General features: G+C 66.7%; 16 protein-coding genes. 9 read left to right on the plus strand and 7 right to left on the minus strand.

Annotated elements, in window-relative coordinates; translation table 11 throughout:
- Complete coding sequence (locus tag VH326_RS11310; protein ID WP_329631925.1) at nucleotides 1-276, minus strand: GNAT family N-acetyltransferase; 276 nt, start codon at nucleotides 274-276, stop codon at nucleotides 1-3.
- Between the two features lie 80 nt (nucleotides 277-356).
- Between VH326_RS11310 and VH326_RS11315 the strand changes: the two genes are divergently transcribed.
- The 7 genes from VH326_RS11315 to VH326_RS11345 all read left to right on the plus strand — a co-directional run bounded on the left by VH326_RS11315 (nucleotide 357) and on the right by VH326_RS11345 (nucleotide 6,738).
- Nucleotides 357-896 (plus strand): hypothetical protein, encoded by a 540-nt coding sequence (locus tag VH326_RS11315; RefSeq protein ID WP_329631926.1) that lies wholly within the window; start codon nucleotides 357-359, stop codon nucleotides 894-896.
- Nucleotides 897-938: 42 nt separating this feature from the next.
- Complete coding sequence (gene recQ, locus VH326_RS11320) at nucleotides 939-2,702, plus strand: DNA helicase RecQ (protein WP_329631927.1); 1,764 nt, start codon at nucleotides 939-941, stop codon at nucleotides 2,700-2,702.
- A 94-nt stretch (nucleotides 2,703-2,796) separates the two neighbouring features.
- Nucleotides 2,797-3,231, plus strand: a complete 435-nt coding sequence (locus VH326_RS11325; RefSeq protein WP_329631928.1) for a TIGR01244 family sulfur transferase — start codon at nucleotides 2,797-2,799, stop codon at nucleotides 3,229-3,231.
- Between the two features lie 7 nt (nucleotides 3,232-3,238).
- A complete protein-coding gene (locus VH326_RS11330; protein WP_329631929.1) occupies nucleotides 3,239-3,637 on the plus strand; it encodes a hypothetical protein in 399 nt (132 codons plus the stop codon).
- 11 nt (nucleotides 3,638-3,648) lie between these two features.
- Nucleotides 3,649-4,644 carry a sterol desaturase family protein gene (locus tag VH326_RS11335; protein ID WP_329631930.1) on the plus strand — a complete coding sequence of 332 codons (996 nt, stop codon included), beginning with the start codon at nucleotides 3,649-3,651 and terminating at the stop codon, nucleotides 4,642-4,644.
- Nucleotides 4,554-6,137: a GMC family oxidoreductase gene (locus tag VH326_RS11340; protein ID WP_329631931.1), complete on the plus strand. Its 1,584-nt coding sequence runs from the start codon at nucleotides 4,554-4,556 to the stop codon at nucleotides 6,135-6,137. The genes VH326_RS11335 and VH326_RS11340 overlap by 91 nt, the downstream gene beginning before the upstream one ends.
- A 49-nt stretch (nucleotides 6,138-6,186) precedes the next feature.
- Nucleotides 6,187-6,738 (plus strand): hypothetical protein, encoded by a 552-nt coding sequence (locus VH326_RS11345; RefSeq protein ID WP_329631932.1) that lies wholly within the window; start codon nucleotides 6,187-6,189, stop codon nucleotides 6,736-6,738.
- Nucleotides 6,739-6,853: 115 nt separating this feature from the next.
- On the opposite strand, the gene VH326_RS11350 is transcribed toward VH326_RS11345, so the two are convergent.
- From VH326_RS11350 to VH326_RS11365, 4 genes are all read right to left on the minus strand, one after another.
- Nucleotides 6,854-8,179, minus strand: coding sequence for an ammonium transporter (locus VH326_RS11350; protein WP_329631933.1), 1,326 nt, complete (start codon nucleotides 8,177-8,179; stop codon nucleotides 6,854-6,856).
- A gap of 14 nt (nucleotides 8,180-8,193) precedes the next feature.
- Nucleotides 8,194-8,532, minus strand: coding sequence for a P-II family nitrogen regulator (locus VH326_RS11355; protein WP_329631934.1), 339 nt, complete (start codon nucleotides 8,530-8,532; stop codon nucleotides 8,194-8,196).
- A gap of 143 nt (nucleotides 8,533-8,675) precedes the next feature.
- Nucleotides 8,676-8,879 (minus strand): DUF2007 domain-containing protein, encoded by a 204-nt coding sequence (locus VH326_RS11360; protein ID WP_329631935.1) that lies wholly within the window; start codon nucleotides 8,877-8,879, stop codon nucleotides 8,676-8,678.
- Between the two features lie 10 nt (nucleotides 8,880-8,889).
- Nucleotides 8,890-9,855, minus strand: coding sequence for a DUF5996 family protein (locus tag VH326_RS11365; protein ID WP_329631936.1), 966 nt, complete (start codon nucleotides 9,853-9,855; stop codon nucleotides 8,890-8,892).
- A 60-nt stretch (nucleotides 9,856-9,915) separates the two neighbouring features.
- Here VH326_RS11365 and vapB point away from each other — a divergent pair, with 60 nt between their 5' ends.
- Together vapB and vapC are read left to right on the plus strand one after the other, a co-directional pair.
- Nucleotides 9,916-10,140 carry a type II toxin-antitoxin system VapB family antitoxin gene (vapB, locus tag VH326_RS11370; RefSeq protein ID WP_329632083.1) on the plus strand — a complete coding sequence of 75 codons (225 nt, stop codon included), beginning with the start codon at nucleotides 9,916-9,918 and terminating at the stop codon, nucleotides 10,138-10,140.
- Nucleotides 10,137-10,550 carry a type II toxin-antitoxin system tRNA(fMet)-specific endonuclease VapC gene (vapC, locus tag VH326_RS11375; RefSeq protein WP_329631937.1) on the plus strand — a complete coding sequence of 138 codons (414 nt, stop codon included), beginning with the start codon at nucleotides 10,137-10,139 and terminating at the stop codon, nucleotides 10,548-10,550. Before vapB ends, vapC begins: the two co-directional genes overlap by 4 nt.
- On the opposite strand, the gene tldD is transcribed toward vapC, so the two are convergent.
- On the minus strand, nucleotides 10,547-11,974 hold the full coding sequence (gene tldD / locus VH326_RS11380; protein WP_329631938.1) for a metalloprotease TldD: 1,428 nt from the start codon (nucleotides 11,972-11,974) through the stop codon (nucleotides 10,547-10,549). The genes vapC and tldD overlap by 4 nt on opposite strands.
- Before the next feature lie 139 nt (nucleotides 11,975-12,113).
- The gene (locus VH326_RS11385) at nucleotides 12,114-12,347 is read right to left on the minus strand and encodes a zinc-finger domain-containing protein (RefSeq protein ID WP_329631939.1); all 234 of its coding nucleotides are present in this window, start codon (nucleotides 12,345-12,347) and stop codon (nucleotides 12,114-12,116) included.
- Nucleotides 12,348-12,412: the final 65 nt, after the last annotated feature.

Raw genomic sequence — 12,412 nt, forward strand, 5'->3', positions numbered from 1 at the left:
CTAAGCCAATAAATTGCGATATTCGGCGTGCCGCTGGATATACGCTTTCACGAACGGGCATTGCGGGATCACCTTAAACCCCCGGTCGCGCGCCGAATCGAGCGCGGCGCGGATCAGGCGCGACCCGATTCCGCGGCCTTCGAGCTTCTTGGGCACCAAAGTGTGCGTGAAGACGATCGTGTCGCCTTCCAACTGATACGCGGCGATCGCGCGGTGACCGTCGATGTCGAGTTCGAATTCGTGTTCGGCGCGGTTGTCGGTGACGGTTTCGGGCATGCTTGGTCTTTCGCTGGTCGTAGGCGCCAATCGAGGATAGCGTGGCGCCGCGCAAGGTTGGCAAAATGGGGGACGCTCGGATGCTGAAATGGTTGCTGGGCGCGGTGATCGCCGCAATACCGATCGCGGCGCAGGCGCAGAGCGTCACGATCGCACGTGGCGAAGCGGTGACGCTGGCGCTCGACGAAGCCGATGGCAAGACGACGCCGCACGAAATCGATCGCAAGCCGGCACCCGACGCGAGCGTGTTCGAGACCGCGGCCGCGGCCAAGTTCGCGAGCGGCGCATTCGATAAGGCGGTCGGCGCGAATGGGCAGCCGATGAGTGACGCTGAAATTGGCGCGGCTTCGCCCAAGGCGGCTCCCAATACGCTCCAGCTGCATTTCTTCCGGACGCCGCTTAAGGACCAGTCGTTGCTCATCATCGTGAACGGCTTTGATCGCGGCATGGTCTATCGTGCGACGATGCGCGTCAAAGGGCAGTCGCAAGCGACCGACGTCTGCCTCGTCATGCCCGGCAAGGTCGGGATGGAGGATTGGCCGTTCGCGATCGATTCGCTCGATGTGTCCGACTTCAAGCTGGTGCCGTGGAAGCCAGAGGACGGGATCGTCTGCGCCTGACGATCTCGACTTGTCCCGCCCGCCGGCGCTAGGGGCGGGCGCGTGACCGACCCGCTAGACATCCTCCATTCGACCTTTGGCTTCCCGGCGTTTCGCGGGGTGCAGGAGTCGGTCGTGTCGCGCGTGCTGGCGGGCGAGCGGACGCTCGCAGTGATGCCGACCGGGGCGGGCAAGTCGCTGTGCTATCAATTGCCGGCGGTGATGCTGGAGGGGACGTGCGTCGTCGTCTCGCCGCTGATCGCGCTGATGCACGACCAGCTGCGCGCGGCCGAGGCGGTGGGGATCCGCGCCGCCACGCTGACGAGTGTCGACGAGAATCGCGCGGAATCTCGGGGGCGGTTCCTCGATGGCGAACTCGACCTGCTCTACGTCGCGCCCGAGCGCGCCTCGCAATCCGATTTCCGCGAGTTGCTGGAGCGCGGGCGGCTCAGCCTGTTCGCGATCGACGAAGCGCATTGCGTCAGCGAATGGGGGCACGATTTCCGCCCCGATTACCGCCTGCTGCGGCCGCTGCTCGATCGCTTCGCGGACGTCCCGCGCCTCGCACTGACCGCGACCGCCGACGCGCATACCCGTGCCGATATCCTGGAGCAGCTCGGCATTCCGAAGGACGGCCTGATCGTCGCCGGGTTCGACCGTCCCAACATCCGCTACGCGATGACGCCGAAGGACAACACGACCCGCCAGATCGCCGACCTGATCGCCGAGCAGCCGGGGCCGGGGATTGTCTATGCGCAGACTCGCGCGGCGACCGAGAAACTGGCCGAGGCGCTCGGCAAGACCGGTCGGCCGACGCGCGCCTATCATGCCGGGCTCGAGCCGCACATTCGCGCGAGGAACCAGGCCGATTTCGTCGCGAGCGAGGAGATGGTGATCGTCGCGACGGTCGCGTTCGGGATGGGGATCGACAAGCCCGACGTGCGCTTCGTGGCGCATGCCGGGCTGCCCAAGTCGATCGAGGCCTATTATCAGGAAACCGGCCGCGCCGGGCGCGACGGCGATCCGGCGGTGGCGCATCTGTTCTGGGGCGCGGAGGATTTCGCCAAGGCGCGGCAGCGGATCGGCGAGGTCGAGCCGGCGCGTCAGGCCGGCGAGCGCACGCGGCTCAATGCGCTTGGCGCCCTGGTCGAGACCGCCGGGTGCCGCCGAAAGCTGCTGCTCGCGCATTTCGGCGACGATGCGCCTGACAATTGCGGCAATTGCGACAATTGCCTCAACCCGCCCGCCGCAGTCGACGTCACCGAAGTGGCGCGCAAGTTCCTGTCGGCGGTGTTCCGCACCGGGCAAAGCTTCGGGGCCGGCTATATCGAGAGCATCCTGACCGGCCAGTCGAGCGAGCGCAGCCTGATGAACGGGCACGAGGCGTTGACGGTGTTCGGCGTCGTCGACGGCGCCGAGGAAGCCGCGCTGATCAAGCCGGTGGCGCGCGCGCTGTTGCTCAAGGACGCGTTGCGCGCCAACGATTTCGGCGGGCTTGAATTCGGGCCGGCGGCGAGGGCATTGCTCAAGGGCGAGGCGGGGCTGTCGCTGATCGTCCCGCCAAGACGCGAGCGGCGGCGGCGCGGGACCGGTGGCGCGAATCCGGCGGGCGATCCGCTGTTCGAGGCACTGCGCGACAAGCGCCGCGAACTGGCGCAGGAAGGAAAGGTGCCGCCCTATGTCATCTTCCACGATTCGGTGTTGCGCGAGATGGCGGCGATGAAGCCCGCGAGCCTTGCCCAGCTCGGCACCATTTCGGGTGTGGGCGAGCGCAAGCTGGAGGCTTATGGTGATGCGTTTCTGCAAGTCATCCGGGAGCGGACATGAATTGCTTGACGCCTCCCCGGCGAAGGCGGGGGCCCAGTTGCAAGCGGCCCGATACTGGACCCCGGCCTTCGCCGGGGAAGCGTGAGGACTTGGCGTGACTCAGTTTCGCAAGGTCGACGACAGCATCTCGGTCGCGCCGCAGATCGCGCCGGAAGACGTCGCGGCGATCAAGGCGGCGGGGTTCGTCGCGATCGTCAACAATCGTCCCGACGACGAGCAAGCGGGTCAGCCGGCAGGCGACTCGATCCGCGCCGCGGCGCTCGCGGTGGGGCTGACCTATGCCGCGATTCCGGTCGGCGGCGCCGGGGTCAGCCATCATCAAGTCCAGGCGATGGTCGACGTGCTCGAAGGCGCGGACGGGCCGGTGCTGGCGTTCTGCCGATCGGGCACGCGGTCGTGCAATCTGTGGGCGCTGGCGCGCGCGCGGATGGGGGATTCGCCCGACGATCTGATCGCCTTGGGCGCGGGTGCTGGATACGATCTCGACGGGTTGCGCCCGGTGCTCGATCAATTGGCGGCGCAGGCGTGACGCGGCCATGACTCACGACCAGATCGTCCAGCTCGTCGGCTCGATCCTCGCCATTCTCGCGCTCGCCGGCGTCGCACGGATGCTCAAGCTGGGCGAGAGCCGGATCGCTGACGCCGACACCGCACGGCGCATGGCGGAGGAAGCGCTCGCCGGGTTCGTCGGCGGGCGGGCACTGGTGTCGGGCGACGGCGGCGCGGCGTTGGTCGAGGGCCAAGGGACGATCGCGGTGCTCAAGCGCCATGGCGCAAAGGTCGCGGTGCGGCGGCTGGTTCCGCCGCTCAGGATCTACGAAGCGGTCGAGGGCGCGACCGTCCAGACCGGCGAGCGACTGTTCGGGCCGATCACCTTGTTCGGCATCACCGCCGACGAAGTGCGCGGGCTGGAAGCGTCACTGACACTGGTGTAAGCAGGGGGTTGATGGCCGCCCCCTTCCACCTTCCCGATGTCGTCACCTATGCCGTGCCCGGCTTCGTGCTGCTGGTGCTCGCCGAGATGATCGTCGCCTGGGCGCGCGACAAGACTCGCTACGAACCCAAGGACACGCTGACCAGCCTCGCGCTCGGGACCGGCAGCACCGTCGCGGGCGTGCTCACCGTCGGCGCGGTCTATGCGCTGGCGACGTGGCTGTACCAGTTCCGGCTCTTCACGATCGGCTGGCAATGGTATTGGTTCGTGATCTGCTTCGTGATCGACGACTTCGCCTACTACCTGTTCCACCGATCGGCGCATCGCGTGCGGTGGTTCTGGGCGAGCCATGTCATCCACCACAGCTCGCAGCATTATAATTTGTCGACCGCGCTTCGGCAGACCTGGACCGGGTTCGTCTCGATCGCGTTCATTTTCCGCCTGCCTTTGTTCCTGATCGGCTTTCCCCCCGCGATGGTGATCTTCGTCGGCGGGGTGAATCTGATCTATCAATTCTGGATCCATACCGAAGTGATCGGGCGGATGCCGCGCTGGTTCGAGGCGGTGATGAACACGCCGAGCCACCACCGAGTCCACCACGCGACCAACCCGCGCTACCTCGACCGCAATTACGCCGGGGTGTTCATCGTCTGGGACAAGTGGCTCGGGACGTTCGAGCCCGAGCGCGACGACGAGGCGCCGCGCTATGGCATCGTCAAGAATCTGGGCAGCTTCAACGTGCTGTGGGCAGCATTTCACGAATGGGCGGGGATCGCGAAGGACGTGTGGCGGGCGCCGGGGCTCAAGGCGAAATGGGGCTATGTCGCCAAGCCGCCGGGCTGGAGCCACGACGGCAGCCGCGAGACATCGGAAAGCATCAAGACGCTGTGGGAGCAGCGCGAGCGGGAGAAGAGTGAGTGGAGCAAGCGGACATCGTCGTCATCGGCGGGGGATCGGGCGGCGCCGCCGCGGCCGGCAGGCTCAGCGAGGACGGCCGCTACTCGGTAGCCTTGCTCGAGGCGGGCGGGCGCAACACGGGCTTACGCACGCGCATCCCCGGATTCATGGGCAAGCAGACGCCCAAGACCAATTGGGCGTACGAAACGGTGCCGCAAAAAGGGCTGAACGGCCGCCGCGGGTATCAGCCGCGCGGGCGCGGTCTCGGCGGATCGAGCGCGATCAACGCGATGCTCTACATCCGCGGGGCGGCCTGGGATTACGACAATTGGGCGGCTCTGGGCTGCGACGGCTGGTCGTATGCCGACGTGCTCCCGGTGTTCAAGCGCTGCGAGGCGAACGAGCGCGGCGCCGACGATTATCATGGCGGCGACGGGCCGCTGATCGTCAGCGACCAGCATTGGGCGCACGCCGGCAGCGTCGAGTTCGTCGAGGCGGGCGCGTCGCTGCAACTGCCGCGAAACGCGGACTTCAACGGCCCGCGCCAGGAAGGCCTCGGGCTCTATCAGGTGACGCAGAAGAACGGCGAGCGTTGGACCGCGGGCCGCGCCTATATCGAACCGGCGCTCTCGCGCTCCAATTTCCGCATCGTCACCGACGCGGTGGTCGAGCGCGTGCTGTTCGAAGATGGCAAGGTGTGGGGCGTCGCGTATAATCGCGGCGGCCAGAGCCAGGTGATCCGCGCCACCAAGGTGGTGCTGGCGGGCGGGGTGTTCGGCACCGCGCAATTGCTGATGCTGTCGGGGGTCGGCCCCGCCGCGCACTTGGCCGAGCATGGCGTCAAGCCGCTGGTCGATCGCGCGGCGGTCGGCGCCAATTTGCAGGATCACGTCGATTACGTCGCGGCATTCGAGGTGCCCGGACGCTATTTCCTCGGCCAGTCGTTCGTCGGCAACATGACGATGCTCAAGGAGCTGGTGCGCTGGCTGCGCAAGCGCGAGGGCGTGATGACGTCGCCGTTCGCCGAAGCCGGCGGGTTCCTGACGTTGCTGCCCGGCAGCCCGGCGCCCGACGTCCAGTTCCACTTCGTGCCCGTGGTGCTCGAGGACCACGGCCGCACCGCGGTCAAGGCCCACGGCTTTTCGTGTCACGTCTGCGTTCTCCGCCCCGAAAGCCACGGCACCGTCCGGCTCGCCTCCGCCGATGTCCGCACCGCGCCGCTGATCGACCCGGCGTTCCTGACCGACGACCGCGACATGGCGGTGATGAAGGCCGGGGTGCGTGCGATGTACCGGATCCTGCAGAGCCCGCCGCTCAACCGGCACGGCGCGAAGGACCGCTATCCGATCGACCTCCAGGACGACGAAGCGCTCGACCGCCTGATCCGCGCACGCGCCGACACCGTCTATCATCCGGTCGGTACCGCGCGGATGGGGAGCGATGCAGCCGCGGTGTGCGACCCCAAGCTGCGCGTGCGCGGGGTCGAGGGTCTGTACGTCGCCGATGCTTCGGTGATGCCCAAGCTGGTGTCGGGCAACACCAACGCGCCGTCGATCATGATCGGCGAACGCTGCGCCGATTTCGTGCGGGCGGATCTACACTAAGGCTTAATGCTCGCCGCGCGATGTTCGGGATCACGGACGGAGAACGCGTATGGGTGTGCGATTGAATGGCGCCCTGCTCGCGCCGCTGATGGTTGCGGCCTGCTCGTCTGCGCCCGCAAAGCCACCGGCGCACGACGATTGGTATGGGTACAAATTGGGCGCCGCCGCGCCTGCCGATGCCGAAACCGGGAAAGCGCTACGATCGGTGCAATCCGTTTTGGTGCCGGCGTCGCAGCCATGGGATATTGTTGCGGTAACGACCGACGAGGCGACGAATATCGACCAGATGCAGTTCGTGGACTATGGCATCGAAACCTGGTCCGACGTGCCGCCCGGGTACGTTCGCAAACGCCTCAAATCGAAGGAGCGGATGCGAAGCGACGCGCGGGCGATAGTGACATATGCCCGCGCGCGCCTTGGCTTGCCTGGTCGTGACGAGCAGACCGGCTGCCCGCGGCGTTGCGAGCGAAAGCTGACGTGGGAAACCCGCAAAGATGGAGTTGCACGAATGACGACGCTCTATCTCTCCGACGAGTTAGTAACGCTGTTGCTCAATGAACCCGACGTGCGCGATACGATGAGCTTGGTGAACGCATCATAGGTGCTCGACAGAATCTTCGATCGGTTAAGAAAAGGCCCAGTGCGTTTCCGCACCGGGCCAAGGGTGTCCGCAGGAGGAACGTCGTGGGGGCCGGCGCTCGCCGGCCCCGATGTCGTCAATGATCGTAGGCGCGCTCGCCATGTTCGCCGAGGTCGAGGCCCTCGCGTTCGACATCGGCCGATACGCGCAGGCCGGTGACCAGCTTGGCGGCGTAGATCGCGATCGCGGTGCCCACGGCCGCCCAGACGATCGTCGTTCCGACCGTCTCGAGCTGAACCACCAGCTGATGGCCCATATCGAAATCCGGCTTGCCCGGCCCGCCGAGCGACATTGCGTAGACGATCCCGGTGCCGATCGCCCCGATCATCCCGCCGATGCCGTGAACGCCGAACGCGTCGAGCGCGTCGTCGTAACCGAGCCGCGGCTTGAGGAAGGAAACGGCGTAGAAGCACACGATCGAGGCAATCGCGCCGAGTACGATCGCGCCGAACGGCCCCGAATTGCCCGCCGCCGGGGTGACCGCGACGAGCCCCGCGACGATCCCCGAGCAGAAGCCCAAAGCCGACCCCTTGTGGCCGTTCAATCGCTCGGCGAGCATCCAGAATAGCCCGGCCGAGGCGGTCGCGACGAAGGTGTTGATCATCGCCAGGCCCGCCGAGCCGTTGGCCTCGAGCGCGGACCCGGCGTTGAACCCGAACCATCCGACCCACAGCAAGCCCGTGCCGATCCCGGTCATGGTCAGCGAGTGCGGCACGATCCGCTCGGTCGGGTAACCGATCCGCTTGCCGAGGATCAGCGCGGCGACCAGCGCCGACACGCCGGCGTTGATGTGCACCACGGTGCCGCCCGCGAAATCGAGCGCACCCATCTTGAAGAACACGCCGCCCGACGCCCACACCATGTGCGCGATCGGGAAATAGACGATCGTCAGCCAGACGCTTCCGAACACCATCACCGCGGAGAATTTTATCCGCTCGACCACCGATCCGAGCACGAGCGCGACGGTGATCGCGGCGAAGGTCATCTGAAAGCAGACGAAGACATATTCGGGGATCGCGACGCCCGCCGTGAAAGTCGCCGCGGTCGAATCGGGTGTGATACCCCTGAGGAACGCCTTGCCGAATCCGGAAATGATCGCGCCCCCGCCGTCGCCGAACGCTTCGCTATAGCCCCACATCACCCAGATCAGCATGGCGAGACACGCGACGGCGCCGATCTGAGTCATTGTCGACAGCATGTTCTTCGACCGCGTGAGCCCGCCGTAGAACAGCGCCAACCCCGGCACGATCATCATCAGCACGAGCAATGTGGAGGTCATCATCCACGCCGTGTCGCCCTTGTTCACCGTTGGCGCGGCGGCGGCACCCTGCGCCCAGGCCGGCAGCGCCACGAATAGCATGGCGGCTGCCAGCCCCAGCGATACCGCTTTCAACTGCCTCATCGTCACCCCCTTGTTCAAAGCGCGCTGTCGTTGGTTTCTCCGGTGCGGATCCGCACCGCCTGCCCGACATCGAGCACGAAGATCTTGCCGTCGCCGATCGACCCGGTGTTCGCCGATGCCTGGATCGCCTCGACTACGTAGTCGGCAAGCTCGCTGCCGCACACGACCTCGATCTTGATCTTGGGCACCATGTTGGTGCTGTATTCGGCACCGCGATAGATTTCGGTTTGGCCTTTTTGCCGGCCGAATCCCTTGACCTCGGTCACCGTCATCCCGGCGACGCCGATGCTGGACAGCGCCTCGCGCACGTCCTCGAGCTTGAACGGCTTGATGATTGCGACGACCAGCTTCATTCGCACCTCCCACGTTAGGAAATGTCTTCGCAAGGGTCGTGCCAGACCTAAACGGCCACGATTCGCGCGCGACGGCGCAATAAAAGGGCGTGCGGCGCAGCGTTTTTTGTGCAGCTGCGAACAAATGCCCGATTTATGGGCAGCTAGGAAAGCTCGGCGAGAACCGACTTTGCCCGTGCGAGGTCGTCGTCGTCGACCATCACGCGCACCGGGATCAGGAAATAGCTGCCGTCGGCGATCGAGGCGTTGCCGTCGAACGTCACCGCGTCGATCCCTTCGCTATCGAGCCGCCCGACGATGATCATCGCCTCGTTGCGGTTGTAGCGGCCGAGTTCCACCAAGCTCACGCGACGCGCCTCATTGTTGTTGCTGTTGTTGTTGCTCGACGACGCGTGGGACGCGCGGGCGGCCGAGCGGGCATTCGAGGCTCGCGCGGTCCCAATCGGCGAGATCGGCGGCGGCGTCATAGGTCGATTGGCAGAAGGCGAGCAAAGCCGCTTCGGGATCGGTGGCGGTGCGGACCGCTTCATAGGGCAGCAGGAACTCGCCCATCTCCGCGTTCCACGCCGCCTCCGCCGGTTCGGCCTTCGCCGCGGCGTAGCCCTTGGGCGACGGATAGGCGTAGGCATAGAAAGCGGCGTGCGGGTACGTGTCGCTGCCCGGCCAGAAGCCGATACTGGCTTCCTCGTGGCTGTACGCCTCGCATGTCACCGCGTCGGGCAAGCCCGGCATGCCGCCGGGCTGCTTCGGTGCGACTCGGCCCGAAAAGCGAGTCGCCGTCAGGTCCATGCTGCCCCAGAAGAAATGCACCGGGCTCGCCTTGCCGAGGAAGCCGGTGCGGAATTGCTTGAACACGCCGTCGACCGTGACCAGCGCGCGGTGGAATCGGCGCACCGCTTCCGCATCCCATGGGCGCTTCCTGGTGTCGTCGCTAAACGGGAGCGCATCGGGGATTTCGCTGGGCGTTCCGCTGACGGTCGCGGCGATGCCGAGTTCGTCGAGCATCGCGGTCACCGCGGCGTAGAGGTCGGCAATGCTGCGCGCACCGACCGGGATCATGCGATGCTCGCCGTCGCTGGTCGCGACGATCAGCCGAGACGTCGACAGGTTGAGGTCGATCTGCAGCGTCCGCCCCGGTCCCGCCGGCATCGGCGACGTGGTGAGACCATTGGGCGTGACGTAGAGGGCGACGTGCCAGCTATGGTTGAGCCACGGCGTAAGCGCGAGCCGCACCTTGCCGACGATCTGGGTGATCAGGTGGAGGTGGTTTGCGGTGTCGTGCCATGCGGCCCAGTCGAGTTCGGGCCATTCCGGTCCACTCATGCCACGGCCCCGCCGGGATATGCCATTGACATATCCCACGAGTGCGCTATCGTGTTCACCATGACCGCGCACTCCTCATTATTCAAATCGAACCGATCCCAGGCGGTCCGGCTGCCCAAGGATATCGCGTTCCCGGACGATGTTAAACGGGTCGTCATCTGGCGGCATGGCCAGCAGCGGATTATCGTGCCGGCTGACGCGGCGTGGGACGATTTCTTCGCCGCGCCGGGTGTCGACCTGGGCGAGCGTGCGCAGCCGCCGGTGCAGGAGCGCGCGCCGCTTTGACGCTGCGCTACATGCTCGACACCAACGTCTGCATCCGCGTGCTGCGCGATCGCCCGGCCTTCGTGCGGCCGCGATTCAATGCCGAGGCGGCCGCGCTGTCACTCTCGACGGTTGTTCTTACGGAATTGCTCCACGGCGCCGCCAAATCCGCGCGCCCGGCGGAAAACCGGCAGGAGGTCGAGCGGTTTGCGGCCAGAGTCGAAGTGCTGCCGTTCGACGAAGCCGCCGCCGATCATGCCGCCGATATCCGCGCGACGCTGGAGCGCGAAGGACGACCGATCGCTAGCTACGACGTGCTGATCGCCGGCCACGCGCGCAGCCGGGGGCTGATCGTCGTGACGGGTAACCTCGGCGAGTTCACCCGCGTCGCCGGTCTCAGATGCGAAGACTGGCTGGACGAAAGCGCCTAGACCGCCGTCCCGCCGACGGTAAGTCCCTCCAACAACAAGGTCGGTTGCCCGACCCCAGCCGGCACCGACTGCCCGCCTTTGCCGCACATGCCGACGCCTTCGTCGAGCGCGAAGTCGTTGCCGATGCCGGTGACCTTGGTCAGGCTGGTGGGCCCGTCGCCGATCAGCGTCGCGCCCTTGATCGGCGCGGCGAGCTTGCCGTTCTCGATCAGATACGCCTCGGTGCACGAGAACACGAACTTGCCGCTGACGATATCGACTTGCCCGCCGCCGAACGACTTGGCGAAGATGCCGCGCTTGACACGGGCCAGCAGTTCGGCGGGATCGTCGTTACCCCCGCGCATGAAGGTGTTGGTCATGCGCGGCATCGGCGCGTGCGCGAAGCTTTCGCGCCTGCCGTTGCCGGTCGGCGCGACGCCCATCAGCCGGGCGTTGAGGCGGTCCTGCATATAGCCCTTGAGGATGCCGTCCTCGATCAGGATCGTCTCGGCGGTGGGCGTGCCCTCGTCGTCGATCGAGAGCGACCCGCGGCGATCGGCGATCGCGCCGTCGTCGACCACGGTGACGCCGGGGGCTGCGACTCGCTCGCCGATCCTGCCCGAAAACGCGCTGGTGCCCTTGCGGTTGAAATCGCCCTCAAGCCCATGCCCGATCGCTTCATGAAGCAGGATGCCCGGCCAGCCCGGCCCGAGCAACACGGTCATCTCGCCCGCGGGCGCCGCGACCGAGTCGAGATTGACCAAGGCCTGCGCCAGCGCCGCGTCGATCGCGCGGTTCCACGTCGCTTCCTCGAACAGCGAGCCGTAGAGATAGCGCCCACCGAGCCCGAAATTGCCGGTCTCGCGACGGCCGTTCTGCTCGACCACGATCGACACGTTCAATCGCACGAGCGGCCGCACGTCGGTCGCGACGAAGCCGTCGGCGCGGACGATCTCGACCACGTTCCAACTGCCCGAGAGACTCACCGAGACTTGCGCGACTCGCGGGTCGCGCGCGCGGGCGGCGGCGTCGATCGTCTGGCACAGGTTTACCTTGTCGGCGAACGGCACGAGGTCGAGCGGGTCGGCGTCGGTGTAGAGGTGGCGGTTGGTCGCGCGCGGCGGCGCTGCCTTGGGACCGGTCGCGGGATCGATCAGCGCCATCGTCTCGGCGGCGCGGCGGATCGCCGGGGCGCTGATCTCATTGGCGTGCGCGAACGCGGTCGTCTCGCCCGATACCGCGCGCAATCCGAACCCCGAATGCGTGTCGTAGCTCGCGGTCTTCAGCCGCCCGTCGTCGAACCCGAACGCTTCGGAGCGCGCATATTGCAGATAGAGCTCGCCATCGTCAGCCTTGCCGAGCGCGGCGGCGGTCAGCGCTTGCGCTTCGTCGGGCGAAAGCTGGTCGCGGTACAGGAACTGGCGAGGATCGGTCGGGCTGGTCATGCCCGACGATATAGGTCCGATCGCGACGATGTCACGCCGCGGCAAAGCCGCATCGTCGGATGCTCGGGCGAGGACGAGCTCGCCCGGCACCGGCCGGTCTGGCGCTGGTCGCGGTCGAGCTGTCGCTCGACCTTGGCGCTCAGACGGACGCGCCAGCCGGATGGTCGGGCAATTGCGACTGGTCGGCGCCATCGGCCGGGCCGCCGATCAGCACGAAGCGCCGGTCGCAATAGCCGCAATCGACATAGCCCTCCTCGTCGATCTGCAGGAACACGCGCGGATGGCCGAGCGCGGCGCCGCCTGGGATGTCGGTCGCGCCGTCGCAAGCGACTCGGGGGTGGGAGACTCGGACGGTTTCGGGCGGCGGCAGCATGGCCGCGCGATAGCAAGGCCGCGCAGGCGCATCAATCTCCCACCGGCTTGCCAAGCGCCGAGCGA

It is taken from the genome of Sphingomonas sp., from assembly GCF_036269755.1.
In the GTDB taxonomy this organism is placed as follows: Bacteria; Pseudomonadota; Alphaproteobacteria; order Sphingomonadales; family Sphingomonadaceae; genus Sphingomonas.

Excerpts from the sequence above, each read along its gene's own strand:
- VH326_RS11315 (WP_329631926.1), top strand. The coding sequence starts at position 357 with ATGCTGAAATGGTTGCTGGGCGCGGTGATCGCCGCAATACCGATCGCG.
- VH326_RS11365 (WP_329631936.1), bottom strand. The coding sequence starts at position 9,855 with ATGAGTGGACCGGAATGGCCCGAACTCGACTGGGCCGCATGGCACGAC.
- VH326_RS11345 (WP_329631932.1), top strand. The coding sequence starts at position 6,187 with ATGGGTGTGCGATTGAATGGCGCCCTGCTCGCGCCGCTGATGGTTGCG.
- VH326_RS11355 (WP_329631934.1), bottom strand. The coding sequence starts at position 8,532 with ATGAAGCTGGTCGTCGCAATCATCAAGCCGTTCAAGCTCGAGGACGTG.
- tldD (WP_329631938.1), bottom strand. The coding sequence starts at position 11,974 with ATGACCAGCCCGACCGATCCTCGCCAGTTCCTGTACCGCGACCAGCTT.
- VH326_RS11350 (WP_329631933.1), bottom strand. The coding sequence starts at position 8,179 with ATGAGGCAGTTGAAAGCGGTATCGCTGGGGCTGGCAGCCGCCATGCTA.
- VH326_RS11335 (WP_329631930.1), top strand. The coding sequence starts at position 3,649 with ATGGCCGCCCCCTTCCACCTTCCCGATGTCGTCACCTATGCCGTGCCC.
- VH326_RS11385 (WP_329631939.1), bottom strand. The coding sequence starts at position 12,347 with ATGCTGCCGCCGCCCGAAACCGTCCGAGTCTCCCACCCCCGAGTCGCT.
- VH326_RS11330 (WP_329631929.1), top strand. The coding sequence starts at position 3,239 with ATGACTCACGACCAGATCGTCCAGCTCGTCGGCTCGATCCTCGCCATT.
- VH326_RS11310 (WP_329631925.1), bottom strand. The coding sequence starts at position 276 with ATGCCCGAAACCGTCACCGACAACCGCGCCGAACACGAATTCGAACTC.
- vapB (WP_329632083.1), top strand. The coding sequence starts at position 9,916 with ATGACCGCGCACTCCTCATTATTCAAATCGAACCGATCCCAGGCGGTC.